The 25634-nt window shown below is 45.7% G+C and carries 23 protein-coding genes and 1 riboswitch; of the genes, 14 read left to right on the forward strand and 9 right to left on the reverse strand.

Annotation, left to right across the window (positions count from 1 at the left end):
- Positions 1 to 51: 51 nt before the first annotated feature.
- Positions 52 to 2655, reverse strand: coding sequence for a YfhO family protein (locus HF966_RS06950; protein WP_168677398.1), 2604 nt, complete (start codon positions 2653 to 2655; stop codon positions 52 to 54).
- Positions 2656 to 2751: 96 nt separating this feature from the next.
- Between HF966_RS06950 and HF966_RS06955 the strand changes: the two genes are divergently transcribed.
- On the forward strand, positions 2752 to 4806 hold the full coding sequence (locus HF966_RS06955; RefSeq protein ID WP_168677400.1) for a peptidoglycan D,D-transpeptidase FtsI family protein: 2055 nt from the start codon (positions 2752 to 2754) through the stop codon (positions 4804 to 4806).
- 30 nt (positions 4807 to 4836) lie between these two features.
- On the opposite strand, the gene HF966_RS06960 is transcribed toward HF966_RS06955, so the two are convergent.
- Positions 4837 to 5448 carry an NAD(P)H-binding protein gene (locus tag HF966_RS06960; protein ID WP_168677402.1) on the reverse strand — a complete coding sequence of 204 codons (612 nt, stop codon included), beginning with the start codon at positions 5446 to 5448 and terminating at the stop codon, positions 4837 to 4839.
- 63 nt (positions 5449 to 5511) lie between these two features.
- Between HF966_RS06960 and HF966_RS06965 the strand changes: the two genes are divergently transcribed.
- From HF966_RS06965 to thiE, 8 genes are all read left to right on the forward strand, one after another.
- The gene (locus HF966_RS06965) at positions 5512 to 6663 is read left to right on the forward strand and encodes an ATP-binding protein (RefSeq protein WP_168677404.1); all 1152 of its coding nucleotides are present in this window, start codon (positions 5512 to 5514) and stop codon (positions 6661 to 6663) included.
- Positions 6660 to 7823 carry a vWA domain-containing protein gene (locus tag HF966_RS06970; RefSeq protein WP_168677407.1) on the forward strand — a complete coding sequence of 388 codons (1164 nt, stop codon included), beginning with the start codon at positions 6660 to 6662 and terminating at the stop codon, positions 7821 to 7823. The genes HF966_RS06965 and HF966_RS06970 overlap by 4 nt, the downstream gene beginning before the upstream one ends.
- Positions 7824 to 7835: 12 nt before the next feature.
- Positions 7836 to 8132 carry a hypothetical protein gene (locus tag HF966_RS06975; protein WP_168677409.1) on the forward strand — a complete coding sequence of 99 codons (297 nt, stop codon included), beginning with the start codon at positions 7836 to 7838 and terminating at the stop codon, positions 8130 to 8132.
- The gene (locus HF966_RS06980) at positions 8129 to 8638 is read left to right on the forward strand and encodes a hypothetical protein (protein WP_168677411.1); all 510 of its coding nucleotides are present in this window, start codon (positions 8129 to 8131) and stop codon (positions 8636 to 8638) included. The genes HF966_RS06975 and HF966_RS06980 overlap by 4 nt, the downstream gene beginning before the upstream one ends.
- Before the next feature lie 53 nt (positions 8639 to 8691).
- Positions 8692 to 8781: riboswitch (TPP riboswitch) on the forward strand.
- 114 nt (positions 8782 to 8895) lie between these two features.
- Positions 8896 to 9420: an energy coupling factor transporter S component ThiW gene (gene thiW / locus HF966_RS06985; RefSeq protein WP_246586697.1), complete on the forward strand. Its 525-nt coding sequence runs from the start codon at positions 8896 to 8898 to the stop codon at positions 9418 to 9420.
- A 21-nt stretch (positions 9421 to 9441) separates the two neighbouring features.
- Entirely contained in the window at positions 9442 to 10218 is a 777-nt protein-coding gene (thiM, locus tag HF966_RS06990) for a hydroxyethylthiazole kinase (protein WP_168677412.1), read from the forward strand.
- Positions 10211 to 11044, forward strand: coding sequence for a bifunctional hydroxymethylpyrimidine kinase/phosphomethylpyrimidine kinase (thiD, locus tag HF966_RS06995; RefSeq protein ID WP_168677414.1), 834 nt, complete (start codon positions 10211 to 10213; stop codon positions 11042 to 11044). The genes thiM and thiD overlap by 8 nt, the downstream gene beginning before the upstream one ends.
- Complete coding sequence (gene thiE, locus HF966_RS07000) at positions 11034 to 11687, forward strand: thiamine phosphate synthase (RefSeq protein WP_168677455.1); 654 nt, start codon at positions 11034 to 11036, stop codon at positions 11685 to 11687. Before thiD ends, thiE begins: the two co-directional genes overlap by 11 nt.
- Positions 11688 to 11698: 11 nt before the next feature.
- Here the strand turns inward: thiE and HF966_RS07005 are convergent, their stop codons facing one another.
- Positions 11699 to 13498, reverse strand: a complete 1800-nt coding sequence (locus tag HF966_RS07005; RefSeq protein WP_168677416.1) for a M3 family oligoendopeptidase — start codon at positions 13496 to 13498, stop codon at positions 11699 to 11701.
- 163 nt (positions 13499 to 13661) lie between these two features.
- On the opposite strand from HF966_RS07005, the gene HF966_RS07010 reads away from it, so the two are divergent.
- The 3 genes from HF966_RS07010 to HF966_RS07020 all read left to right on the forward strand — a co-directional run bounded on the left by HF966_RS07010 (position 13662) and on the right by HF966_RS07020 (position 16829).
- A complete protein-coding gene (locus tag HF966_RS07010) occupies positions 13662 to 14591 on the forward strand; it encodes an alpha/beta hydrolase (protein ID WP_168677417.1) in 930 nt (309 codons plus the stop codon).
- 169 nt (positions 14592 to 14760) lie between these two features.
- Positions 14761 to 15576, forward strand: coding sequence for a glutamate 5-kinase (proB, locus tag HF966_RS07015; protein ID WP_168677419.1), 816 nt, complete (start codon positions 14761 to 14763; stop codon positions 15574 to 15576).
- 5 nt (positions 15577 to 15581) lie between these two features.
- Positions 15582 to 16829 (forward strand): glutamate-5-semialdehyde dehydrogenase, encoded by a 1248-nt coding sequence (locus HF966_RS07020; RefSeq protein WP_168677420.1) that lies wholly within the window; start codon positions 15582 to 15584, stop codon positions 16827 to 16829.
- Between the two features lie 34 nt (positions 16830 to 16863).
- On the opposite strand, the gene HF966_RS07025 is transcribed toward HF966_RS07020, so the two are convergent.
- Complete coding sequence (locus tag HF966_RS07025; protein WP_168677422.1) at positions 16864 to 17820, reverse strand: nucleoside hydrolase; 957 nt, start codon at positions 17818 to 17820, stop codon at positions 16864 to 16866.
- A 175-nt stretch (positions 17821 to 17995) separates the two neighbouring features.
- Here HF966_RS07025 and HF966_RS07030 point away from each other — a divergent pair, with 175 nt between their 5' ends.
- The gene (locus tag HF966_RS07030) at positions 17996 to 18991 is read left to right on the forward strand and encodes an NAD(P)/FAD-dependent oxidoreductase (protein ID WP_168677423.1); all 996 of its coding nucleotides are present in this window, start codon (positions 17996 to 17998) and stop codon (positions 18989 to 18991) included.
- A 50-nt stretch (positions 18992 to 19041) separates the two neighbouring features.
- On the opposite strand, the gene HF966_RS07035 is transcribed toward HF966_RS07030, so the two are convergent.
- From HF966_RS07035 to HF966_RS07055, 5 genes are all read right to left on the reverse strand, one after another.
- Entirely contained in the window at positions 19042 to 19926 is an 885-nt protein-coding gene (locus HF966_RS07035) for a DNA/RNA non-specific endonuclease (RefSeq protein ID WP_168677424.1), read from the reverse strand.
- Positions 19927 to 20004: 78 nt separating this feature from the next.
- Positions 20005 to 20739 carry an amino acid ABC transporter ATP-binding protein gene (locus tag HF966_RS07040; RefSeq protein WP_168677426.1) on the reverse strand — a complete coding sequence of 245 codons (735 nt, stop codon included), beginning with the start codon at positions 20737 to 20739 and terminating at the stop codon, positions 20005 to 20007.
- Positions 20736 to 21434 carry an amino acid ABC transporter permease gene (locus HF966_RS07045; protein ID WP_168677427.1) on the reverse strand — a complete coding sequence of 233 codons (699 nt, stop codon included), beginning with the start codon at positions 21432 to 21434 and terminating at the stop codon, positions 20736 to 20738. The genes HF966_RS07040 and HF966_RS07045 overlap by 4 nt, the downstream gene beginning before the upstream one ends.
- A gap of 55 nt (positions 21435 to 21489) precedes the next feature.
- On the reverse strand, positions 21490 to 22281 hold the full coding sequence (locus tag HF966_RS07050) for a transporter substrate-binding domain-containing protein (protein ID WP_168677428.1): 792 nt from the start codon (positions 22279 to 22281) through the stop codon (positions 21490 to 21492).
- Between the two features lie 216 nt (positions 22282 to 22497).
- A complete protein-coding gene (locus HF966_RS07055; protein WP_168677429.1) occupies positions 22498 to 23154 on the reverse strand; it encodes an HD domain-containing protein in 657 nt (218 codons plus the stop codon).
- A 191-nt stretch (positions 23155 to 23345) separates the two neighbouring features.
- On the opposite strand from HF966_RS07055, the gene metG reads away from it, so the two are divergent.
- Complete coding sequence (gene metG / locus HF966_RS07060; RefSeq protein ID WP_168677430.1) at positions 23346 to 25463, forward strand: methionine--tRNA ligase; 2118 nt, start codon at positions 23346 to 23348, stop codon at positions 25461 to 25463.
- The last annotated feature ends 171 nt before the right edge of the window (positions 25464 to 25634 follow it).

Below are 25634 nucleotides of genomic sequence, written 5' to 3' on the forward strand. Positions count from 1 at the left end.
GATTTTGCGGGTTTATCGCAAATAATAAGCAAAACGAGCATATCATGTGGCCTATGAACTTGCAAGCTTTTTTTGACGGATAAATGCGAATAAAACACCGGCTAGTGCCAGACTGGAAATAACGACGCCCAACCAGAACAGCGGTGGGGTGTAGCGCCAACTGATTGTATGCTGACCTGGGGTGGTTTTTACAGCAATGAGGTAGTCACCGACAGTCATTGGTGTGATGTTGCGCCCGTCAAGCGTGACATGCCAACCTGGTGCATTTGGAATGGATGTCATGATTAGAGACTGCTGCGTTGTTGTGGTAATTGTACCAGTGAGTTGGCGTTCATTTCGGTGTGTGATGTGAATTGGATGTGTTGCAAGTTGTTTAGCTTGTTGCTGAAAAGCTGTTTGATTGATATGGTACAACGTGACATTATTTAAGACCAGCGCGTTAGCTTGCTTGAATCGCAGCGTCACCACTTGAGGTTGATCTTTTACCTGCGAAGCGAGATTAATCACAATCGTATGGCGATAGGTACTAAATTGTTTAATAATTTGGCCATTAATCAATAAATCAAAATCTTTAATTTGTAACCCACTGCCAATGGTGAGGTAATAACTATCGTTAGTTTTGGGCGTAAAGTGAAGGTCTAAGCTGGCTGGCCGATTTGATTGCGTTTTTGCAATGACAGCGTTCGTAATGGTTTTTGGGGTAGTCACATGATGCCCAACGGCTTGGTCAAAATTTGCGACCTGTAACGGTGAGACGTTCGCCCCTGTGAGTGCCTGCCATAAATTCGCTTGGTTTTCCAAAGGGTTGTTGGTCAAAAATTGGGTGGATAATGCTGCTGGGTTGGCAGCAAAAGCAACTGGCAGGGCATAGGGATTTTGCCAGACCATTGTCGTTGGCGTCGTTGTATTTAAATGATAATTTGCAGTATCAGGCCGGTGACCGACCAACAGCGTTTTCGGCTCACCAGCTTGTTCCTTGCTTTTGGGGTTTGGGGTGATCAAATACTTCATCCCAAGCATTGCATCTGAAAGCAAACTGCCATTCGTGTAGGCAACGTAGTTATCGCCATCTGGTTGGCCAAAATTGCCGAAGAAAGTTGGCGTAGCTTTTGGCATCGCGGAACTAAAGTGCGAACCACCGTAATAATCGAGCATCATGGCATCACCGCGCGTTCGTTGAAAGGTTTGCGCAACACGATGCCAGCTGGGATCTTTTTTGAGCGGTTGATTTGCTGATTGAAGCGCCTTGATAGCGTTTTGGTATTCTGTGTTCGTTAGGTAAGAAAAGTGATTCAAAGTCAAATAAACATTGACGGTGAGACTGCCGAGTGTCACCACAAATAGTAAAGGTAACCAGAAACGATCATGTTGTTGCAACACAAATTGGGACAAAGTGATCAGAAATAGCCCGGCAAAGATAACAATTGCGCGTTGATCGAGCGCAGGCAGTTGATGTACTTTACTGGTCGTATATGCCACAATCACAAGTAGCATGATCAGATAACCCAAAACTGTCCGTAATTTTGGTTGCCAGTTTGGGTGCCATGCCATTGCTGCTAAATAAATCAAAAAAAAGCTGATGATAAAGCTGAATCGATAAGGATACCATACGGGGTACTGAAAACCATGGAAGAACAACGTCAGTGGCGCCCAAGTCGTTGCTAATAAAAGAAAGCAAAGGATGCCCAAACCACCAAGTTTTACGCGCCAATGCCACAATTTTGTTGTGAAAAAAGGGACCACAGTTATCAAGATAAAGGCTGAAACATAAAAATTAGCTTGGCCAGTCTGCATTTGATTAAAATCAAAACTTCCTGGGATTAATTTTGCCAGGAGTTGCAGGGGGTTATTATCAAAGCGCCACGAAAATGGCGAATTATACTGTGACTTGCCGATCCGTAATTGATAAATCGTTGGGAGCAACAACCAAGCGCTCAGGGCACCGCCGGTGAGGCTGCCGTAAACAAATTGTTTCACACTCAGCCAGCGTGGTTGGCTTTGCTGTGGCCAAGTTAACCGCCAGACGAAATATAAAGTGATAAAAATAGCGATCATGTAGCCGATATAATAGTTACAAATAATCGTTGCCCCTAAAATTAAGGCATAACGCCACCAAGTATTTTGGACAAAAAGCTGTTCAATTTGGAGGATGACTAGGGGCAGTAAAATGGCAGCATCTAGCCATAAGAGGTTTAAATCATTGGCAATAAACCAGCCTGACAGGGCATAGTTGACGGCAAATAGGGTCGTATAATAACCTTTTTGTAATTGGAGGCGTTTGATTAAATAGGCCATGGTCAAGCCAGCCGCGCCAAATTTTAGCACAGTGACGCCTAAAATGGCAGCAGGGAGGTTGATGTTTGGGACAAAGAGAAAAATAAGATTAAATGGGCTCATCAAATAATATGCCCATTCACCAAGCATGTCGCCGCCTAACGCATTACTAAACGAGTAGAAGAAGCTGCTTGGATGGGCCAAAAAGGCCGTTTTAAACGCGGCAAACTGATCGATGTATTGCTGCCCTAAATCAACTGTTAAGATGGAGTTTTGACCAAATGGTGCCATGCCACGATAAGCATAGTAACTTAACATGATCAAAGCTGGGAGCCAAAAACTTAATGCCAGTGGCGAGAGAAAGAATTGTCGTTTTTTCATGCTTCTAATATACCAAATTTGGCGGTTAATTTTAGCGTAAAAACTTGATTTGTGGTAATCTAGTTAAGTAGTTTATTGTTAAAATTGGGGTCAAATATGCAACGTAATCCGTACTTAGAAGATCGGGATAAAAAAAATAGCGTCAGTGCCAACTTGCCAGTGCGTTTAAATATATTATTGGGTATCGCGCTAACCTTGATGATTGCTTTAGTGATCCAGTTAGCGTTTTTAACCATCCAACAAGGGTCGTATTATCAAGGCGAAGTGAATCGTAGTGATCAAACGATTGAAAAAGGCAATGTCCCACGTGGGATGTTTTTTGATTCGACCGGACGTGTTATTGTCGGTAATAAGGCACAAGCCGCCATTACTTTCACACGTGGCACGTCTGTGACGGCAGCCACAATGCGACAAACGGCATTGAAATTAAGCAAGTATTTGACGATTGATACACAGCGACTAAGCGAACGCGCGAAAGCGGAGTTCTACTTGGCAGATACAAAGCAAAGTCAAAAAATATCAGACAAGCTGGTTAAAACAACGCAGAAAAAAGGCGCTAGTTTGACACCAGCTGAGATCAACAACTTGCTGATTAATTATGTGCTGCAACATCACTTGGCAGATCAGGTCAATGATAATGCCGCAATGATTTTCCAACGGATGAGTGGCGCTTATACCTTGTCTACAACGTTCATTAAAGAGTCAGACGTTTCGAATGAAGAAATCGCGGAAATCGGGGAACGTTTAAGTGATTTTCCAGGGATTAAATTGGGCACGAGTTGGTCTCGCCAATATCCTGAAGGCGATTCCTTCCAAGCACTCGTTGGGACGGTCACCAATGAATCAACAGGTCTGCCTGATAATCGTTTACATACATTATTAGCACAAGGCTACTCGCAAAACGAACCAGTTGGTAATTCGAGCTTGGAAATGGGGTATGAATCGATTCTGAAAGGTTCTGCGTCACAAACGCTTGTCACAACGGGCAGTGATGGTCAAATTAAGTCATCACAAATTAAATATGACGGTCAAGCGGGAGATAATATCAAACTCACCATCAATGCAAAATTCCAAGATGACGTGCAAAAGATTTTGGAAGATAATCTACCTGGTGGTGATGTGCAAGGGGCTTACGCGACAGTGATTAATCCCTTTACTGGTGGCATATACGCCATGGCCGGTGTGAGTCGTGATACAGCAACAGGGAAAAAGACCGCAAACCCGTTGGGGAACATTAACCAAGCGATTGTCATGGGATCGGTGATTAAGCCCGCCGTCCTTGCGACTGCTTTCCAAAAGGGTGTCATCACACCAAGTAATACGGTGTTAAACGATCAAGCCATTAAGATTGCGGGCACACCAGATATTACCTCTTATTGGAATAAGTCAGGGAAGCCAGTGCCGATTGATGCGCCAACCGCTTTGGAGCGCTCATCCAACACGTATTTTGTGCAATTGGGGATGAAGATTGGTGGCCAAACGTATAGTCCTGGTTCGCCACTGGCCTTACATGCAGATGCTTTCCAAACGCTACGGAATGGCCTAGGGCAATTTGGCTTAGGGACCAAGACTGGGATTGATATTGCTGGTGAAACAGCGGGCTATCGTGGGCCAACGACTGGTGAAGCTTTGGGTAAGTATTTGTATGAATCTTTTGGACAATACGATTCTTACACGACGTTGCAATTAGCTCGGTATGTCTCAACGATTGCCAATGGGGGCTATTTGGTTGAACCGCATGTTGTCGGGTCTATCCTCCAAAGCCAACCCAATAGCGACCAACAAAAGACAGTTTGGACGGCTTCGCCAACAGTGCAAGGCCAAGTGAATCTGACACCAAGTGAATGGGGCATCATTAAAGTTGGGATGAACCGTGTGGCAAATGGTTCTGATTCTTGGAACACGGGTGGATCGGATATGCATAAATTAGAACCACATGTTTATGCTAAAACTGGTACGGCGGAAACCAAAACCAACGGGCATGATACGTATACCGAATCTATGGTAGCTTATGTACCCGGGCAACCTTTTGCCGTTGCCATGGCGATTCCAGGTATGAATAATTACCTGGATGGGACCAATGGTAAAATATCTGCCAAAATTATTGATTCTTATTGGCAAAATGTCGAAGCGAAGCCAGATGGCAAATAAAAAACACCCGAAATTAATTTCGGGTGTTTTTTAACGGCTAGATACTGCCACAGATTCGGCAACGTAAGTGTCCGGATGTTGGATAACCTGGGTAATAAACTCTGCCACGCTCGTGCGGGTGATTGGGCCACCAATAATTTGTTCATCTGGTCCGATTTGCACCGAAACAGCCTGCATGATATTCTCATCGAAAAGCTCATTTGGTCGAATAATCGTATAATCTAGAGCAGATGACATGATACGCGCTACGGCAGCAGCTTGATCGCCCATATAGGTATTTTCATTATCAGTTGTGCCGAGGAGGTTCGCCCATAGATCACGTGTTGGTGCTGGCAATTCATCATGCACGCCGATCGTTGCAATCCAAATCAGGCGCTTAACGCCGGCCGAATGCATGGCATTGACGACGCTATTGGCCGCAGCTTTTTGGCGCCCCTCGGCACCAATATTGGCATAAACAATGTCCACATCTTTTAAAGCGGCCACTAAAGCAGCCTCATCAACAGCATCTAAGGCTTGAATACCTTGATCAGGTCGAGCATGGAGCGATGTGCGGATAATTTGCGTGTCAGTATGTGCAAGCATGGGCACCACCAGTTTAGCGATTTGGCCATTTGCACCAAGAATAAGTAGTTTTGTCATGCTTTTATTTTAGCATGAAACGTTGAGAAGGGGTAAAATTGATGTTAGAAGTGGAGGCACGAGATGGCATTATCCTATCAGCAATTATTAACGGCAGTCCCTTTAATTTTACGTGCCGGCCATGTCCCGACCATTGTTGGTGATGCGGGTATCGGGAAAACAGCCTTGGTCCAAGCCGTTGCCCAACAATTAGGGGCGCGTTTATTTACAACGGTTGTCTCATTATCAGAAAAGGGCGATTTAGCGATTCCGATTCCACCGATGACTGAATCAGCTTATATCACGACGCGTGCCTACGGGCGCTTAGCTGATATTCAATTTGGCTACACCCACACCCTCATTCAAATCATTCAACAAGCAGAACATAACCCAAAGAAACCCATTCTTTGGTTTTTGGATGAATTTAATCGTGGCACTGCTGCGGTGCAAAGTGAGTTAATGAATCTGGTTCTTCAGCGACAAATTAATGACCTGATTTTACCCGCAAATGTTGCCATGATTATTGCTGAAAATCCGGATCAACAAATGAGTGGATTTGAAGCGACTACTTATGCTGTATATGGTGCTGATGCGGCAATTAATGATCGCACGACAAGATTGGTCATGTCAGTGTCAGTTCGTGAATGGCTTGCGTGGGCATCAGCAGGGGAAAAACGCCCCAATATCCATCCCCTGATTCAACAATTTATCAGCGACAATACCGACGTCTTACAAGTGACAAACCACCAAACAGATATTATGCCAACACCACGTGCTTGGCAGCGTGTTTCCGATAATTATTATGAATTACTGGCATTACCAACGCCTTTACAAGAAACGTTATTATTTGATCTTGTGGCAGGGGATGTTGGTAGTGCAGTAGCCACACAATTTGTCGCATCGATTCACCGGCAAACCCCAGGATTGACAGCCGCCATGATTTTTGAGGCGATGCCAGCTGGGCCAACCGTGCCAGATGATGTGTTGCAGGAATTTCAGGCCTTATCCGAGGTGCAAAAATTAACCTTGACACAGACGGCGGTTCAAACGGTTGATCTGCTAAACGATGCGCATGCCGGGCGCTTTGCAAGCTTGCTTGCTGAGCTTGCACCGGACAGTCAATATGCACTCGTTAAACAACTTGCTGACCAACGGCTCTTAGAGCGTTTATTTCAATCTGAAGCCCCTAATGTCGTGCAACTCTACCAAAAAATGATGGACATTGCAGCCAAATGACGCCTGTTGATAGGAACAATTTAATCGCTGATGGGGTCAAAAAATTATTGGATCAGGCGCCAATTTATGGCAACATCATTTTAAAATTGGGGCGGGTGATGGATGCGCATGCCAAGGCGCCTTTGGGGCTGCGTTGGCAGTCTGGGTCCTGGCAACTGGTTGTTAATCCCAAATTGGTTCGACAACAGTATGCCACCCCAGAGCAAATGGCTTTAGCCCTTGCCCATGAGGCATTGCATATGATTTGGCAGCATCCCACACGCTATGCAAATGTCACACAACGTCAGATCGTGGTTGATTATGGGACGGATGTGGCGATAAATCAATATTTACCAACAGGGTTAGGCACGTTGCCCAATCTTGTGACGCGGCAAAGTATTTGGGCCGACTATGGGATAGAGTTAGCGCCACACCAAGATTCAGCGGTCTACATAACTGAGTTGGCGCAACATGATGTCATTCGCAAAACATCCGGTGGCGGGGATGAAGCAAGCCATGCCGGATGGCAGAATATTGCAGGTGACTTACCACAAGCCCAATCTGCTTTGGTGACCCTAGTGCAACAAGCAACTGTACCAGTCAATTCGATTGGCCGCGGGCAGTTACCTGTGCCAGTTCAACGTGCGTTAGCTGTATTAACAACGCCATTGTTACCTTGGCGCGCATTGTTAAATATGGGGCGACATGCGCAACCTGATCAGCACAGCCCGACGCGCACGCGTTTTAACCGGCGGCAGCCTTATCGTCTCGATTTGCTGGGGACGACACCGAGATATTCACCTCAGCTGGCGGTGTTTATTGATCAATCGGCATCAATTTCGGATGCACAATTACAAGTCATGCAAGCTTATGGACAACAAATTGTCTCAAGCTTTGGGCATGGCGTCCAACTGTATGCTTTTGATAGTAAAGTCCAACCGTTAAGTTCGGCTCAATATTTGACACGTGTTGCCAACGGTGGCACGACCTTTCAGTCGATTTTTGATGCACTGCAACGCAAAAAATTAACGCCAAAAGACACCAAAGTGGTGATTTTTACAGATGGCGCAGGGGAAACAACGCCCTTAAAAACGGCTTTTCAAGATGTCTTTTGGGTGCTCCCACTAGACCAAGCGTTAAGTATTCAAGCACCATTTGGCACGATATTACCACTACTTTAAATGAGGCAAAATATGGTAGAAAAACTATTACCGGCAGACCTAAAAAGCTTAATTGATAAAGATCGGCGTTATCAGCGCGCAGTTGCGGTTTTATCGGATCGCTGGGGATCACTTGACTTTAAAGCACCGTGGGAAACACCGATGATGACCTGGGCCGATATTGTTTATGCGCGGCACCTCAGTGCGGCTGGTGTTATCAAATCAACATACAATCTGACAACATTTGCCGGCGTACAGCAATTTTTGAAACATAACCAAAGTTACCTTACCGCAGAGGTGACGCAGCAATTAAAGGAGCCATTCTTATGAAAATTAACTTGGTATTAGCACCAGAACAGGCACCAGCAACCTTACTTGCGATGCAAGCAGCCAACCCAGCAAACTTTTTCTATCTCGGTAAGGAGTCCCAATTATCGGGCACGAATCTGTTGATTTTAGATGCGCCAACGCTTGTGGCGCAATTTAAGCGACCAATGCCCTTTGATAGTCGGGTCGTCACTGGTGAATTAAAAGGGCAAATTGTTCATCAAATGGCTTTTCAGAGCAAAGGGCATAACGATGAACTCATCGGACAATTGGTTGCTAAAAATGCGATTCTGGCACAAAATGCAAACGGTAAGTCTGAGTATATGTTGTGGACTTTTTGGCCAGACCATGCCGCTTTAGCTACATTTTTAGCCAGTGAGATCTATCAGCAAATGACGCAGTTGATGAAAAATGTTTATACAACGAGTTATTCCCACGTCACGTCAGCCGATCAATTATCATTGACGCATACGATGCGCGATTTTGACGATAAGACATGGTGGGGTTAAAAGTGTGACTTGCAATCACTAAATTTCTACGCTACAATTAGGCCATAAACTAATAGAACTATCTGGGGTGCCATTTTGGCTGAGAGAGACCCATTGAACCTGATCGCGGTAATGCGTGCGAAGGGAGATACATTGGCGCAAATAATTTTCTGGCCTGACCAGCATACGTTATTCCGTCACCTGTTTTCCTACGCGAAAAAAGGTGACGGTTTTTTATTTCTCCAGTCGGCGAAACGAGATAGGTAGAGGAGACAATTGTGGCAACAACGACAACAACCGGGCTTGGTTCCAATCGGACCATCCGAAAAATGGCTTTAGCAGGTGTGCTAACAGCTTTATCATTTGCGACATCTAGTGTCGTGGTACTCCCCAACATGGCACCGTTCCAACATTTTTTTAATGTGATTACCGCCGTGCTGTTGGGGCCTTGGTATGCCATTGCCGTGGCATTTTTGACCGGTGCTTTGCGGATGATTCTTGACGGTCGGCCAATTTTGGCCATTGTTGGGGCGGTGATTGGCGCCGGACTCGCAGGCATTTTATATCAACGGACCGGCAAGTATATCGCTGCCATGATTGGAGAAATCATTGGGACAGGGGTGATTTCAGCAGTCGTTTCTGTGCCACTGATGAACGTGTTATATCATGCACACGTGCCTAGCCTTTACTTCTACATTCCTTTCTTTATACCAGCCGCAACCTTTGGCGCCGTTTTGGGCTACTTATTTCTAAAATTTGTCCAAAAAACTGGCCTATTGGGCCGTTTATTTGACCGTCTCTAAACCACAGGAACGAGGATTATCATGCATTTAAAAGATTTGAAAAAGACAACCCCTTTGGTGTTTAACTATGCCAACTATGTGACGCCCCAATTCGTGGCGAATGTCGTCAACGTGGTCGGCGGTTCGCCTATTATGGCTCGTGAAATTGCTGAATTTCCCGATTTAGTGGGCGTTAGTGATGCTGTTGTGATTAACACAGGCACTTGGCGTCGCGCGGAACTACTTGAAACAATTAAATTGGCGCAATTGGCCAATCAAGCCCAAAAAGTGGTGGTCCTTGACCCAGTTGCAGTTGGGATACCATCGCGCAGCGTACCTGTGAAAGCGGTTATGGCAGATGCCAAAGTTGACATTATTCGCGGCAACGCAGCAGAAATTGCTTGGTTTGCTGGGATTGATTTTGCCAGTCATGGGATTGATGCCACTGGTGATGGTGATTTACTAGCCATTGCGCAACAAGCCGCACAAAAAACTGGGGCAATTATTGCGATGAGTGGCGCCGTGGATGTGGTCAGTGATGGCGTGACCACACAAACGATTGCAGTTGACGTGCCGTTGTTAGCCACAAATGTGGGGACGGGTGACGCCCTTTCTGCGTTGATTGGTGCTTTTAACGGCGACGAGATTTCCGTGGCAAATACGGTGCGGGCGATGGCAATGATGAAGTTAGCTGGCGTTCAAGCTGCGCAAACAGTGACTACGCCTGGCTACTTTGCCAACCAAGTCTTGGATGAATTATACTTATTAACAGAAGACGACTTAGAAACATTTATCGCAAAAGAGGTAAAAAATGGTTAATGAAACGCCGCAAGTGATGACAATTGCCGGTACTGATTCTAGCGGCGGTGCTGGTATGACGGCCGATTTGAACACATTTGCCGCCCATGGTATTTATGGCGCGAATGTTGTGGTGTCTATCACTGCGCAAAATACACAGGGCGTGCGACAAGTCCAGATGATTACCCCAGACATGGTGATGGCCCAACTCCAAGCGGTAGCAGATGATTTGGCCATTCGTGCGGTGAAAACAGGGATGTTGGGGGATGCTGACACGGTGCATACGGTTGCTAAAGCGCTACAACAATTTGACTTTGGTCCCTTGATTTTAGATCCAGTGATGGTTGCCAAAGGTGGGGCACAGTTGCTGTCTGATGCGGCAGTCGAAGCCGTGCGGACAGCCTTGATGCCGCTGGCCACGTTAATTACACCTAATATCCCAGAAGCTGAAGTGTTAACTGGTATGACGATTCAAACACCAGATGATATTATGGCAGCAGCCGATAAGCTGCACGCATTTGGCACACAAAATATTTTAATCAAAGGCGGCCATGGTGATGCGCCGGTGGTGATGGATTATGTGCGTTTAGCTAGTGGTGCTCATTTTTGGATGAAAACAACGCGATTTGATACGCAAAGAACACATGGCACAGGCGATACGATTTCAGCAGCAATCACAGCTCAACTGGGCTTGGGATTAGATTTAAAATCAGCCATTATCGCAGGGAAAGCGTATGTCGATGCGACGATTCGAGATGGCATTTTAGTGGGTCATGGCTACGGGCCACTTAATCATTTAGCAGTTGTCACTGCGCAAAACCAACCTGAGGTATATGATGATATTTGATGCTCACATGTTAGCGCGCTATTTTGTGCTAGGCACCCAAGATGTGCGGGATGAAGCAAAGTTTTTTGAAGTATTGACGGCAGCACTACAATCCGGGATTACCCTGTTTCAATATCGTGAAAAAGGGCCAGGCGCACTGATCGGTACAGATAAATTGCGGGTGGCACAAAAAGTGCGGGCTTTAACGCATCAATATCATGTGCCACTGGTTATTGATGATGATATTGCTTTAGCACATGCTGTACAGGCTGATGGCGTCCATTTCGGTCAGGGAGATGGGGCACCAGAAAAAAATATTCAGCAAGCTGGCGCATTGTTTGTTGGCGTGTCTGTTTCCACGCCACAAGAATACGCGCGAATTGCAGATTTATCAGGGATTGACCACATTGGCATCGGTCCGGTTTATCTGACTCATAGTAAAGCAGACGCGAAGCCCGCCATTGGGACAGCGGGCCTACAAGCCATTGCTGAAATGAGTCGTTGGCCAAGCGTCGCGATTGGTGGGATTACACTTGAAAATTTGGCAGCTGTCTTAAACACTGATGTTGCTGGTGCGGCGGTGATTAGTATGATTTCGCAAAGTGACGACATTGCCCAGACGTTACAATTTTGGCAAACATTATCCACAAAAAAAGAGCCTTAAGGCTCTTTTTTTTATACAAATTGTTCTGATAGTTGGAGAAAGTCATCAATGTCTTGTTTGATGAGATCAGCACCGGCTTGCCAGAAGTCAGGCTGTGTGAGATCGACATCGAGATGTTTTTGGGCAAGGTCTTCTGCCGTCATATTGGCAGTATCTCGTAGGAGGGCGATATATTTGTCTTCAAAATTATCGCCGTCTTGTTGGGCACGTGCGTAAATACCAGCTGAGAAGAGATAACCAAAGGTATAAGGGAAGTTATAGAATGGCACTGAGTCAATGAAGAAGTGGAGTTTTGATGACCAGAAGTGGGGATGGCGGACATCTAACATCCCATCAAAAGCAGCTTCTTGGGCAGCATCCATCATTTCGTTCAAGCGTTGTGGGGTCACGACGCCGTTTTGCCGTTCCGTATAAAAGGCGTCTTCAAAGAGGAAGCGCGCATGGATATTTAAAAACATCGCAATTGGGTTGGTCATTTTAGCATCGAGTAAGACTAACTTTTCTGCATCCGACTTTGCGCCCTTCACATTGGCATCATTGACAATCAGCTCGGCAAACGTTGAGGCTGTTTCGGCCACATTCATGGCATAAGCGTCGCGCCAAAGCGGTAAATCAACGAGTTGTGCAGAATGGAAGGCGTGGCCTAATTCGTGGGCAATGGTTGCCGCATCGTTGACAGAACCAGTATAAGTGAGGAAAATACGTGATTCGTGTAAGTCAGGGACAGATTCCATGTAACCGCCTGGTTGTTTACCGGGGCGATTTTCTGATTCGATCCAGCGCTTCTCAAAAGCCATCTTGGCAAAAGCGGCCATTTTAGGTGAGAATTGGCCGAATTGTTCAATAATGAAGGCGGCGGCATCATCATAGGAAACTTCTTGTGGTTGGTAATCGCCGACGTGCGTTAACGGTGCCACCTGATCTTGCCAACCTAATTTTTCCAGACCCAAAAGTTGCTTTTTCCGTTCAAAGTAGGGTTTGAACATGGCTTTATTGGCATCTACCACAGCCCACATGGTGTCTAAAGTGGCTTGTGACATCCGGTTCATTTCGAGTGGTTGCTCGAGATAGGACTGACGGCCATGGGCTTTTTGATTGGTCAAACGGAAACCGGCGAGATGGTTGAGGGTGTCAGCTGTGAGATTTTCCGCATTGGCCCACATGTTTTCGTAACTCGCCATAATATTGGCACGCGTCTCATTATTAGGCTCACCATCTAGCATGTTTAAGGCTTGACCAGCAGAAATTTGTCGTTTGAGGCCATCTTCCGCATCAGTATAAGTGAGCGACAAACCGGCCGAAATCGTATCATAATGTTGTGACCAAGCTTGTTGCCCGTCCAAATCAAATTGGTTAATCAAGGCTTCGGTTTGATCGTCAAGTAAGCGTTTCGCATCGGTCCGTAATTCTGTGAGATAGAATTTGATGGGCAGCAAACGTTCTGTGGCAAGCACAGCCTCAAAGTCAGTGTCATCAAGGCTGAGAAGTAATTTTTTAAATTGATTCATGGGTGTGGCATAAGCGACAAAGAGTTGTCCGAGTTTGTCAAAATGAGGCCCATAAACGCTATTGCCATAATCAACGGATGCCCAACCGTTGATGAAGAGGCTAATTGTGCCTAACCCAGAACCAATATTTTGGGCTAAATCAGACAAATCAGCAATCGTCTCGGCAGTTGGTTGGGCTTGTGCAACTTGTTGGGTAAACGTTTGAATCGCTTGTGCAACAGCTTGGTACTTGTTTGCCAGTTCTGGAGACGTAATGCCGCCGGGATAAATGCTGTCTAAATCCCATGTCTGTGAATACACCATGTGAATACCTCTTTTATGATTTTCTTTTAAGTATACCATTTTATCATTTCAACATTGCAGAACGATGAAGAAATTATCATGAAATGACGTGAAAGTCATAGAAATTTTGTTTGCCGAGATGCCTGTGGTAGTGTAAAATTGTTATTTTAAGGGGTAAACAAATATGCAAAACTTAGTCAAATGGCTACTCGGCTTTGTATTGGTCTTGGTTGTGATTTTGATCATCGCCGGACAGTATTTTTTTCATGTTGCTCAGGTACGAGATCCAAAATCCAATCAACCGGACGCGCTGCGTCAAAAAGATGATCCACTGTATCAATATGAACATGATTTTTTAGCACGAGACAAACAAATCTGGCATGAAACCACGGCTGACGGGCTTAAACTAGATGCGTGGTATGTGCCTGCGGCGCAAAAAACCAATAAAACAGCCATTTTGGCCCATGGTTGGCATAATAATAAAACGACGATGGCCATTTATGGCGAACTCTTCCATGAATTAGGCTATAACGTGTTAATTCCAGATAACCGTGCCCATGGCCAATCACAAGGTAAAATCATTGGTTACGGCTGGTTAGATCGGCGTGATTATATTCAATGGCTGCACCAAATCATTGCTCGCAATGGCCAAGCATCAGATATTGTCATGTATGGGATGAGTATGGGCGCGGCCACAGTCTTATCGACGTCTGGTGAGGCTGATTTACCAAAGCAAGTCAAAGCGGTGATTGCTGATTCATCGTACACGAGTCTGTTGGACGAAACGAAGCATGAAGCCGGCGAGATGTATCATTTACCGTGGTTCCCATTCGTGAATGTGGTTTCGGGGATTTCAAAGTTACGGGCTGGTTATTTTTATGCCGAGGCGAGTCCACTCAAACAAGTTGCCAAAAGTAAGACGCCAACGTTCTTGATTCATGGTGATGCGGACACGTTTGTGCCGACTAAAATGGTTTATCCATTGTATGACGCCATCAAGGCGCCTAAAGCGCTTTGGGTCACTTCTGGTTCAAAGCACGTACAAAGTTTCCATGATCATCCAAAAGCTTATCGTGACAAAATTCAAGCGTTCTTAGATCAGTACGATCGTTAACATCAAAAACACCAGTCTATCAATGGTAGGCTGGTGTTTTTTGTCCAATGGCTGGTTGAACATGATATAATAATGGAGATTAAATGAGGAAATCGTTATGATATGGCATAGGGACAGATCGAGCGGTCATTAAAATTTAACCTACAAGTGAACAAAGGATAAAGTCAGTATGTCAGAAATGAGTGAGAAAGCGCTAACGGCCAAGCCATGGCGGCGTGTCGTGGTTAAAGTAGGGACAAGTAGTATTGTTGATGCAGCTGGGGAAATCAAATACCCTGTCATCAATCGGTTAGCACAAACCTTAACCCAACTGGAACAAACTGGGTATGACGTGATTTTAGTCACGTCGGGTGCCATTGGCGTGGCCTTAAAACAGATGCACCAAGCAAAACGCCCAACAGACATTCCGGCCCAACAAGCTTTAGCTGCGATTGGGCAAAGTTATTTGATGGCCATTTATAATCAAAGTTTTGCGTTTTACCAACAACACGTAGGCCAAGTGCTACTGACTTATGATGTCTTTCATAACAAGCAAATGTTGCGCCACACCATTGATGCGATTGCGGCGATGTTGCAGCAACGTGTGATTCCCATTATTAACGAAAATGATGTGATCGCCGTTGATGAGTTGGATCACCAACATTCATTTGGCGATAATGACCGACTGGCTGCGATGGTCACCCATGAAACGGCTGCGGATGCGTTGATTGTCTTAAGCGATATTGATGCGCTTTATACGGCCAATCCACACAACGACCCAACAGCCCAACCAATTCCATTGGTGACGGCGGTGACAGAAACGCTCCGAGCTGGTGCCCGCGGGTCATCGACGCTTGGAACCGGGGGGATGGCGACGAAGTTAGTGGCGGCTGATTATTTGTTGCAGCATGGTCGCCAAATGGTATTAATCAATGGTGAAAATCCGGCGACGATTTTAGACGTCTTAGCTGGTGAAGCCGTTGGGACACTATTTAAGGGAGAATAACTGAGATGGCAGTCAGTGTACACGAAATGGGACAACGCGCCCAAAAGGCAACCGCGCAAGTAGCAGGGCTCTCGTTGTCAACACGAAACGCCTTACTGCAAAATATGGGGGCCGCCTTGTTGATGCGCCAAGCAGAAATTATTGCAGCCAATCAACAGGATTTGGCCGAGTACGGGGCAAACTTGAGTCGGCCAATGCAAAAACGGTTGACGCTGGATGCTGAAGCATTAACAGCGATTGCGGAGTCGCTGGCGGCTGTGGCGGCTTTGCCAGATCCGCTTGCTGGGCCTTATGAGATTTGGGAAAATCATGCTGGGTTGAAGATTGTGAAAAAAATTGTCCCGCTGGGCGTGGTGGCGATGATTTATGAAGCACGGCCTAATGTGACGGTCGATGCGGCGGCTTTGGCGTTGAAGTCGGGGAATGCAGTGATTTTGCGTGGCGGGAAAGAAGCCATTCATAGTAATACGATGTTGGCCACGATTTTACGGGATGTCCTGATAGACCACAACTTAAACCCAGATATTATTCAACTCATCACAGATATCACCCACGAATCCGTCAATACCTTGCTGCATATGCGTGAAGCGATTGATGTTTTGATTCCCCGTGGTTCAGCGGCTTTTATTGACTATGTGGTGGCCAATGCGACGGTTCCGGTGATTGAAACTGGTGCGGGCAATACCCACATTTTTGTGGATGAATCGGCAGATCAAGCAGCAGCTTTACGCATTATTCATAATGCGAAAACGCAAAAACCAGCCGTTTGTAACGCAGCGGAAAAACTGTTAATCCATGAAGCGATTGCCCAAGAATTTTTACCAAAAATTGCGGATGATCTAATTGCCGCAAGGGTGGCGTTACGCGGGGATCAGGCCAGTCGAGGGATTGACGACCGCCTTACCCCAGCCAGCGAAGCTGATTGGGATACGGAATATAATGATTTGATTATGGGCATCAAAATTGTGCCAGATGTGACGGCGGCGATTGATTGGGTGAATGCCCATACGACGCATCATTCCGAAACAATTATTAGCCAAAATTCGGATAACATTGCGGCGTTTATGAATCAAGTCGATGCCGCTGTCGTGTATCAGAATGCGTCGAGTCGGTTCACAGACGGGTTTGAGTTTGGCTTTGGGGCAGAGATTGGGATTTCCACCCAAAAATTACACGCTCGGGGACCAATGGGTTTGCCAGCCTTGACGACAATCAAATACGAAGTCTTTGGTGATGGCCAAATTCGGGCATAGAAAAAGTGTTGCAGCTAGCCTGCAACACTTTTTATTAAGCTAAGACTTTAAGCATGAGTTGTTGGAAATCCGTGACAAATCGGTCTGTATCCACTAAGATGGCCGCTTTGGTCGTGGTTGGTTCTAAGAGCTTGTCTTTGTCCCCGATGGTGCGGCCATAATCACCGCTTTCACGATCATATGTGACGTGCATGGCTAAAGGCATGGTTGTCACATAAGATGGGTCAATCCCAACGGCAACTGCCAGTGGGTCGTGCAAGGCAGCGCCTTTTTTATCGATGCCAAGGTTGTAATAGGCGTCAATATAGAAGTCCATCAAGTCAGCATATTGCGTCGCAGCCACTGTCCCCAAAGCGCGCCAAGCAGCGGTTTCTTTTTTGGTGAGTAATGTCCGCAACGTGACATCTAGACCAACCATCGTCAAATTCTTCTGGTGAGTAAAGGCGTAATCTGCGTCTTCTGGATCTTGATGAATGTTGGCTTCGGTAAATGGGGTCACATTACCTGGCACAGTCAAGGCACCACCCATGATTGTGGTGTGACCAATTAATTGTGCCACTGCCGGATCTTTTTTGATAGCAGTGGCTAAGTTAGTCAATGGGCCCGTGGGGATAAAGATCAAATCATCGCCATATTGATGTGCTGCTTCAATCAAAAAATCAACCCCAGATTGGGATTCAACAGCACGTGGCGCCGTAGCTAACGTCACGTCGCCGACCCCATTTTTACCATGAATTAATTGGGAAATTTCCATAACGTCAAAGTGATCAGTCGTTGACGAGTGGCTTTCACCAAGGAAAACAGGCACGTCATCGGCACCAAGCAAATGCAGTAAGTTTAAAGAATTTTGGGCGGCTGTGGTCACCAAAGTATTCCCGTAACTTGAAATAATACCAATCAAATCAACGTTAGGGTCGCCGACAGCATAAGCGAGGGCTAGAGCATCATCGATACCCGTATCCAAATCGAGGATCATTTTCTTTTGTGCCATAATTATGTTGTGCGCAGGTCATTGATGATCTGTCAGCACATTTCCTCCAATAAAATTGATACCTTTATTATACGCACTCTGAAGAAATTTTGCGTGGCTCGGCTGAATTTGCGTATAATAATCTTTAAAGACATTAGCGTTGAAAGGATGTGCGTGGTAGCGCACAGTTTAAAAAATGACACAAGAATCATATGATATTGCCATTATTGGCGGCGGCCCAGTGGGGATGTTTGCAGCGTTTTATGCCAGCCTGCGTGATACCAAGGTCGTTTTAATTGAAAGTCTGGCGATGCTAGGTGGGCAAGTGATGTCGTTATATCCGGAAAAAAAGATTTTGGATGTGGCGGGCTTTCCTGGTGTGAAAGGCGCAGATTTTATTGCGGCGTTAGAACAGCAGTTGGCGATGTTTCCTGTTGATGTCAAGTTGAACACGACAGTCACTGACGTTGCCCAAGTAACAGATGGTTTTCAGCTGACCACACAGCTGGGGGACACAATCCAAGCTAAAACGGTGATTATCACCACTGGCAAAGGCGCCTTTGAACCCCGAAAAATGCAAGTCGACGGGGTTGAGGAACTCGTGGGTCACGGCGTGCATTATTTTGTCACGGATAAGCAAAGTTTTAAAAATCACACCATTGCGATTGCTGGTGGTGGTGATTCTGCGGTGGATATGGCCGTCATGTTAAACGATATCGCGGCCACAACGCATATTATTCATCGCCGAGAAACTTTTCGTGCCATGGAACAAAGTGTCAATGCGTTGCAGGCGTCGGCGGTGATCCAGGAAACACCACAAAAAATTGTGGCGATCGATCGGCTAGAGAATGGCCAATTACAGTTGACGTTAGCGCATGTAAAAGACACGACGCAACAGCATGTGCTCGTCGTTGATGATCTGATTATCAATTATGGCTTTATTTCGGAAAGTAAGACAATTCAAGGGTGGACGATCCAGCCAGCTTTGGCTAATCATGGTTTTGCTGTCAATCAAGAAATGCAAACCGACATTCCGGGCGTTTTTGCGATCGGGGATGCGAATCATTATGTTGGCAAAACTGATTTAATTGCTGTGGGCTTTGGTGAAGCACCAAGTGCGGTCAATGCAGCGATTCGTTATTTTGACCCACACCGTGGTGGGCCAGTCCATTCGAGTTCGCTGGTGTTCTAACTGTAAGATGTGAGCCCAAATAAAAATGCAGCCAAGGAGTGGCTGCATTTTTATTTGGTGTTATTTTGTACGGTGGCTTTTCCGGTTTGATAATCGATGGTTACACCGGGTTCAACATTGAAAATCCAGTAATTTAAATCTAATGTTTTACCATTGTCCTGCACGGATTTCGCCATATAGTGGACGCCACGAGCAAGACGCTCATCACCAATATAAAGTGGTGTCACTTGGCCACGAATCGTCAGATTTGGATGGGCATCAATAGCGTGGCGGATATCATCTTCAGGTACGAGCTGGCCGGGGTAGGCGTTTTGAACGCGTGTACCAGTAATCATATTTTCAGTCACCATGGTGGGCATGCCAAAGAATTGATAGCCGACTAAATGGGATTTATTCCAGAGGGCCTGCTTGGCATGACCCAATGTCACATTGGGATTATTGTGGTAACCGCCAACCCATTTGGTGCCGTCGAAATGATCATTAATGAACCAACCTGATGGCCGGACATCGTAACCAATCTTATCGGGGCGAGGAGTGACTTTGTTGATGGCCGCGCTGCTGGCCACAAAATTAGCTTGCTGAGAGCGGCCTAAAGGATCTAACGGAGATAAGCTCAAGCCATCAATCGGGTGTAACTTTGAGCCTTGGGAAGGGAAAGTCTCGCCTAGTTCTGTACTGGTAAAGGTTGCTTTATTTTGGTTGACGTGGACAATGTCGCCATCAAGGGTGCCATCCCACTGCAAGTTGAGTAAGGCTTGGTCAGATGCTGCGGTAACCGTGGCGTACTTTGATTGTTGGGTGGGTTGCGTCTGTTTGTTTTTGGGGTCTTGGTTGTTTTGCCAAAGGAAAAAGCCAATCAGTAGTAATAAAATCACTGGCCAAATGAGTTGTTGCGGGGATTGCGCTTGGCGGTTAGGACGTCGTTTTCTTGCCATCAATGGTCTCCAATAAAGCTTGAAAAAAGCTGCTGATTTTCAGTGCCAAATGCACACCCCGGCCAAGTCAAAGGCGGTCTAAAATGTCATGGCATGCAAGAAGCGCTGAATACGTGGGTCTTTGGCGTTGAAAAAACCTGCCGCTGACCCATCATAATCTATTCTACCATGTTCCATAAAGATAATTTTATCAGCCACTGCGCGTGCAAAAGCCATATTATGCGTGACAATGATGAGCGATTTTTTTTGCTGTGCGAGGTCGCGTAAAATTCGTAACACCTGGGCTTCTAACTCAGGATCAAGCGCACTCGTGGGTTCATCAAGTAAGAGGTAGTCTGGTTGCATGGCGAGGGCGCGTAAAATAGCGACCCGTTGTTGTTGACCACCAGAAAGTTGATATGGATAGCGGGTTGCAAGTGCTGACATGTCAAATTGTGCTAGTAGTGCAGTCGCTGTTTGGTTAGCTTGGGCTTTTGACTGACCCTTCACTTTGATTGGCCCTTGTGTTAAATTTTTGAGCACGTTTAAGTGTGTGAACAGTGCTTTTTCTTGAAATACCATCCCAAAATGTTGTCGAACAGCCAAAATAGTGGCTTGATCAATGGGTTGACTGAAGTCAATGGTTTGCGTACCTAGCGTTAAGGTCCCGGCATCTGGCCGTGATAATAGGTTTAAGGCGCGCAACAAGGTGGATTTACCAGAACCTGATGGTCCAAGGATAACGGTTGTTTGCCCAGCCGGGAAGTCGGTTGAGACTTGGTCTAAGGCACGGCGATCGCCGTATTGTTGCATTAAATTATTGACGGTAATCATTGGGCAAACCTCGAAGTGTAGCGTTCTAATTGGTGTTGTGCGAGTGACAGGGCAGTGGTCAAGACGGCATAAACAAAAGCGGCCAATAAATACATCGTTAAAATTTTATAGTTTTCCGCGGCAATTTGTTGACTTAAATAAAACATTTCAACAATCGTGATGACGCTGGCCAAAGCCGTATCTTTCAATAGCCCAATTAACGCGTTACTAAGCGGGGGAATGGAAATACGGGCAGCTTGTGGCAAAATGACGTTGGCATAGACTTGTCTGGGCCGCATGCCAAGTGACTCTGCGGCTTCTACTTGGACATGGGGGACAGAGAGAATAGCTGCACGGACACTTTCAGAAGCGTAAGCGCCGGTGTTTAGCGAGAAGACGGTGATTGCCGAAACCCAAGCATTGGCAAAAAAATTGATATGTGCATTGGGTAAACCATAAAAAACAATGAATAATTGGACAATCATGGGTGTGGCACGAAACAGCCAGACATAAAAGAACGCAATGCCCTTTAAACCGCCAAGCAAGACACGGCCAATGCGAGTATCTGGGCGTTTTGCCAGGCGAATCATGGCAGTGAGTACGGCAAAGACGAGTGCCAGGCTGAAAGATATCAGCGTGAGTGGGAGCGTATAAGTTAAGGCAGCTTGAAAGAGTTGCGGGAGATACTGGGCTGCGAGGTGAAAGAAATCAGTCATATTTAAACATTCCTTTTATCAATGATGAGGCCAAAACATCGCTTGGGTTAGCGGGTTATGGTTGCGTTAAATCGGTATTGAAATATTTCAATGATAACTTTTTGAGGGTGCCATCGGCTTTGAGCTGTGCAATTGCCTTGTTGATTTCTTTTTGCAAAGTCGTATTTTTTTGATTGAGTAGTGGGGCTGCTGGTGTGGCAGGGCTTTCTTTGCTCACATCGACTGCTGTGGTCGCTGCTTTGGGATTAGCCTTCTTCCAAGTCGCATAGGCACCCAAATCGTTTAATGCCCCGTCCGCACGGCCAGTCGTGACCATATTCATCGCTTCAATCATGCCTGGGACGGCCACAATGTCAGCCCCCTTTTGTTTGGCAAGGTCACCAAAGTTAGACGTTGTGGACTGTGCCATTTTCTTGCCCTTAAGATCTGCCAATGTGTTGAGTTGTGTTTCATCAGTACGCTTAATCAAAACAGTTTTAGCGTACAAATAAGGCGTTGAAAAGAGATAAGTTTTTTGGCGTTCGGGTGTGACACCAACATCATTAAAGACGACATCATAGCGCTTGGCACCCAGACCAGCAATTAATGAATCCCACTTCGTTTGCACATATTTTGGTTTTAGGGCTAATTTTTTAGCAATGGCGGTCGAGAGGTCAACTTCAAAACCTGTTAATTGGCCATTTTGACGATAAGAAAATGGGGCAAAGGTGCCTTCAAGGCCGATGGTGAGTGTTCCCGGTGTGATGGTGTGTGTCGTCTTTTTTTGTGCTGGTTGGTGGTAAGTGAGACCAAGGACCAAGCCAATTAAGACAATGAGACCGGTGACGATGATGATGATTTTTTTCATTTTGCTTCTCCTGTAGGCAAATAAAAAGCGCCAACTAGTTCAATTCCTAGTTGGCGCTGCGTTAGTCCGTATGATAGTTTGATCAGATGTATGTCAAAATACCGGTCCTAAACAAGGCGCCGGCGTGAGCAATATGCAACTGCTGTCATTAATTTAAACATGTCATCCTCCAAAACTACTTCATTCTAGCGATGATTGATTTGTTTGTCAATGGTTTTACTTGTCAAGCACCCATTCTGCTTCAAACTGCGCTAAGAAATCCAACATGAATTGATGGCGGCTCTGAGCGATTTGCCGCGCTGTATCAGTATTCAGGTGGGCCTTAATCAACAAGAGTTTTTCATAGAAATGGTTAATGGTGGTGCTGTTAGCTTGACGATAGTCGGCCTTTGACTGCTGTGTCTGCGGTGCAATCTTGGGATCATAAAGCACACGGTGTTTCACAGCACCATAAGTGATTGTTCGCGCAATGGCGATGGCGCCCACGGCTTCCAACCGGTCCGCATCTTGAACAATTTGGCCATTGATGTCAAGTGCCTCAGCATCACCATCAAGCGTTTTGGACCAAGACATGTTATCAATAATTTGAAAAATTTGGGCTACAATCGTTGGCGAAACCGCAATGTCGATTAAAAAGGTATGCAAGGCCAACTTGGCTTCGGCTACTGCTTTTGGCGTGTCAAATAATTTATCATCGTAGACATCATGCAACAAAGCAGTCGCTTGAACAATGAAGGGATCAGCCGTTGGTTCATTGACCAAAATCTTGTTAGCAAGTGCCAAAACGCGCGTGACGTGATCAATACTATGGCCAGTGACATCAGTTGCTAAAGCTTGGTGCATATATTGCGTGATTGCAGTAAGTTGTGACATGGTGGGCTCCTTTAAAAGATAGTCATTGCTTTCACTTTAGCATGTTGCCTGTTTTTTTAAAAGCACGCCCCTGGCTGCCTGTGAAAAAACTATGAAATTAGGCTGAAATTCGTTATAATTAGCTTAGTAAATACGGCCTCATACGGCAAAAGTCACGTGATCAACCACGCGAAATAGAAAGAGAGACTCATATGTCAGAACCAAATAACGTCCTTTTCAACACAGCTAATTTAACTGATTCAGCTGTCATTTATGATAAATTTTCCAAAGCGGAACAGCAATTTTCAGTGAAAAAAGATCAAACATTTTATATCACGACCCCCATTTATTATCCCTCGGGAAAGTTACAATTAGGGAATACTTACACCACAGTATTGGCTGATGCGGCTGCACGTTATCATCGCTTACTGGGTCAAGACGTCCATTTTTTGACGGGGACTGATGAACATGGACTTAAGATTCAGCAAAAAGCAGAAGCGGCTGGCGTGTCAGAAATGGCCTATTTAGATGGCATGGCGGAGCAAATCAAAGCCCTCTGGGCCTTGATGGACATCTCGTATGATGACTTTATTCGCACAACAGAACCGCGACATGAAAAGGTTGTGCAACAAATTTTCACCACCTTACTTAACAAGGGTGACATCTATAAGGGCGAATATGAAGGTTGGTATTCCGTTTCGGATGAAGAATACTTTACCGAATCCCAATTAGCAGAAGTGTATCGTGATGAAAACGGCCAAGTTACCGGCGGTAAGGCACCTTCTGGTCACGAAGTGGAGTTAGTCAAGGAAGAAGCGTACTTCTTCAAAATGAGTAAGTATGCGGATTGGTTGCTTGATTATTACAAGACCCACCCAGAATTCATTCAACCAGAAGCGCGTATGAATGAAATGATCAACAATTTCATTGCGCCTGGATTGGAAGACTTAGCCGTGACGCGCACATCATTTGATTGGGGCATTCCTGTCCCTGGGGATGAAAAGCACGTGATTTATGTGTGGATCGATGCCTTGTCAAATTATATTACGGCATTGGGCTATGACACAGATGACACCGCACTCTTTGATAAATTCTGGCCAGCCAATGTGCAACTCGTTGGTAAAGAAATCGTTCGTTTCCATACAATTTATTGGCCAATTATGTTACATGCATTGGGGCTTGAGTTGCCAAAGTCAGTCATTGGGCATGGCTGGTTGGTCATGAAAGATGGCAAGATGTCTAAGTCAAAGGGCAATGTGATTTATCCAGAAGTGCTTGAAGCACGCTATGGCTTGGATGCAGTGCGCTATTACTTGCTTCGTGCCATGCCGTTTGGTAACGACGGGGTCTTTACCCCAGAAGACTTCGTGTCACGCGTCAACTTTGATTTGGCCAATGACTTAGGGAATTTGTTGAACCGTACGGTTGCCATGATCAATAAGTATGAAGGTGGGGTGGTCCCTGAATTGCACACGGGCAAGACAGACTTTGACGAAGCCTTGGTGCAAACTGTTGAAGATGCCATTTTAGATTACAACAAGGCCTTCCAAGATATGCGGACGGCTGATGCCCTAGAAAGCGTGTGGACAATTATCCGCCGCGCAAATAAATATATTGACGAAACACAACCTTGGGTTTTGGCTAAGGATGCGTCACAAAAGGCAGTATTGTCGAACGTGATGGCACATTTGGCTGGCGCCTTACGTGTTGTTGCTGTGTTGTTGCAACCAGTCTTGACGCAAGCACCAAAGAAAATCTATGAACAACTTGGCTTTGACTATCCAGAAAATGGCGTACAAATTGCTGGCTTGACCTTTGGTAAATTACCAACTGGCGGTCAAGTGGTTAAGAAGGGGGAACCTATTTTCCCACGTCAAGATGTGGCTGCTGAAGTTGCATTTATCTCTGGGTTGGTTTCAAAAGACACCAAGGGTAAGGGCCGTGCTGCTAAGGCAGAAGCCAAACAGGCAGCGGCAACACCCACACCTGAACCAGCGCGCGAATTGATTACTTATGACGATTTTGCAAAGGTTGAAATTTTAGCGGCGAAGATTACTGCCGGTGAATTCGTTGAAAAATCAGATAAGTTGTTGAAATTTACGCTAGATGATGGCTCAGGCAAGCCACGTCAAATCCTGTCAGGTATTCGTAAATGGTATGCCGACCCAACTGTGCTTGTTGGGAAAACAGTGGCGATCGTTGCTAACATGAAGCCACGTAAGATGGCCGGACAAGTGTCTGAAGGGATGATTTTATCTGCTGAGAAAAATGACATTGTGACGGTCACAATTTTGCCAGATACGATTGTGCCAGGTTCAGGGATTGAATAATGTGTTTGAAAACAGCGTGAATGCCATCAGCGATGCTGGTGCGGTACGCAATGTGTCAAGCGCTCACATTAATGTATAATCATTCACAACACGACCCATTTCATGAATTGGGTCGTGTTTTTTTAATTATCAGGGTCATCATCAATGAGATTTTTATGGGTTGTTACTATT

The organism is Leuconostoc holzapfelii, assembly GCF_012396485.1.
In the GTDB taxonomy this organism is placed as follows: domain Bacteria; phylum Bacillota; class Bacilli; order Lactobacillales; family Lactobacillaceae; genus Leuconostoc; species Leuconostoc holzapfelii.

What these genes read in the sequence shown, in the direction of transcription:
- HF966_RS07030 (WP_168677423.1), top strand. Translation starts at nt 17,996, where the DNA reads ATGACACAAGAATCATATGATATTGCCATTATTGGCGGCGGCCCAGTG.
- HF966_RS07025 (WP_168677422.1), bottom strand. Translation starts at nt 17,820, where the DNA reads ATGGCACAAAAGAAAATGATCCTCGATTTGGATACGGGTATCGATGAT.
- thiE (WP_168677455.1), top strand. Translation starts at nt 11,034, where the DNA reads ATGATATTTGATGCTCACATGTTAGCGCGCTATTTTGTGCTAGGCACC.
- thiM (WP_168677412.1), top strand. Translation starts at nt 9,442, where the DNA reads ATGCATTTAAAAGATTTGAAAAAGACAACCCCTTTGGTGTTTAACTAT.
- HF966_RS06970 (WP_168677407.1), top strand. Translation starts at nt 6,660, where the DNA reads ATGACGCCTGTTGATAGGAACAATTTAATCGCTGATGGGGTCAAAAAA.
- HF966_RS07020 (WP_168677420.1), top strand. Translation starts at nt 15,582, where the DNA reads ATGGCAGTCAGTGTACACGAAATGGGACAACGCGCCCAAAAGGCAACC.
- HF966_RS06960 (WP_168677402.1), bottom strand. Translation starts at nt 5,448, where the DNA reads ATGACAAAACTACTTATTCTTGGTGCAAATGGCCAAATCGCTAAACTG.
- proB (WP_168677419.1), top strand. Translation starts at nt 14,761, where the DNA reads ATGTCAGAAATGAGTGAGAAAGCGCTAACGGCCAAGCCATGGCGGCGT.
- HF966_RS07055 (WP_168677429.1), bottom strand. Translation starts at nt 23,154, where the DNA reads ATGTCACAACTTACTGCAATCACGCAATATATGCACCAAGCTTTAGCA.
- metG (WP_168677430.1), top strand. Translation starts at nt 23,346, where the DNA reads ATGTCAGAACCAAATAACGTCCTTTTCAACACAGCTAATTTAACTGAT.
- HF966_RS07010 (WP_168677417.1), top strand. Translation starts at nt 13,662, where the DNA reads ATGCAAAACTTAGTCAAATGGCTACTCGGCTTTGTATTGGTCTTGGTT.
- HF966_RS06950 (WP_168677398.1), bottom strand. Translation starts at nt 2,655, where the DNA reads ATGAAAAAACGACAATTCTTTCTCTCGCCACTGGCATTAAGTTTTTGG.
- HF966_RS06980 (WP_168677411.1), top strand. Translation starts at nt 8,129, where the DNA reads ATGAAAATTAACTTGGTATTAGCACCAGAACAGGCACCAGCAACCTTA.
- HF966_RS07050 (WP_168677428.1), bottom strand. Translation starts at nt 22,281, where the DNA reads ATGAAAAAAATCATCATCATCGTCACCGGTCTCATTGTCTTAATTGGC.
- HF966_RS07035 (WP_168677424.1), bottom strand. Translation starts at nt 19,926, where the DNA reads ATGGCAAGAAAACGACGTCCTAACCGCCAAGCGCAATCCCCGCAACAA.
- HF966_RS07005 (WP_168677416.1), bottom strand. Translation starts at nt 13,498, where the DNA reads ATGGTGTATTCACAGACATGGGATTTAGACAGCATTTATCCCGGCGGC.
- thiD (WP_168677414.1), top strand. Translation starts at nt 10,211, where the DNA reads ATGGTTAATGAAACGCCGCAAGTGATGACAATTGCCGGTACTGATTCT.
- HF966_RS06975 (WP_168677409.1), top strand. Translation starts at nt 7,836, where the DNA reads ATGGTAGAAAAACTATTACCGGCAGACCTAAAAAGCTTAATTGATAAA.
- HF966_RS07040 (WP_168677426.1), bottom strand. Translation starts at nt 20,739, where the DNA reads ATGATTACCGTCAATAATTTAATGCAACAATACGGCGATCGCCGTGCC.
- HF966_RS06955 (WP_168677400.1), top strand. Translation starts at nt 2,752, where the DNA reads ATGCAACGTAATCCGTACTTAGAAGATCGGGATAAAAAAAATAGCGTC.
- HF966_RS07045 (WP_168677427.1), bottom strand. Translation starts at nt 21,434, where the DNA reads ATGACTGATTTCTTTCACCTCGCAGCCCAGTATCTCCCGCAACTCTTT.
- HF966_RS06965 (WP_168677404.1), top strand. Translation starts at nt 5,512, where the DNA reads ATGGCATTATCCTATCAGCAATTATTAACGGCAGTCCCTTTAATTTTA.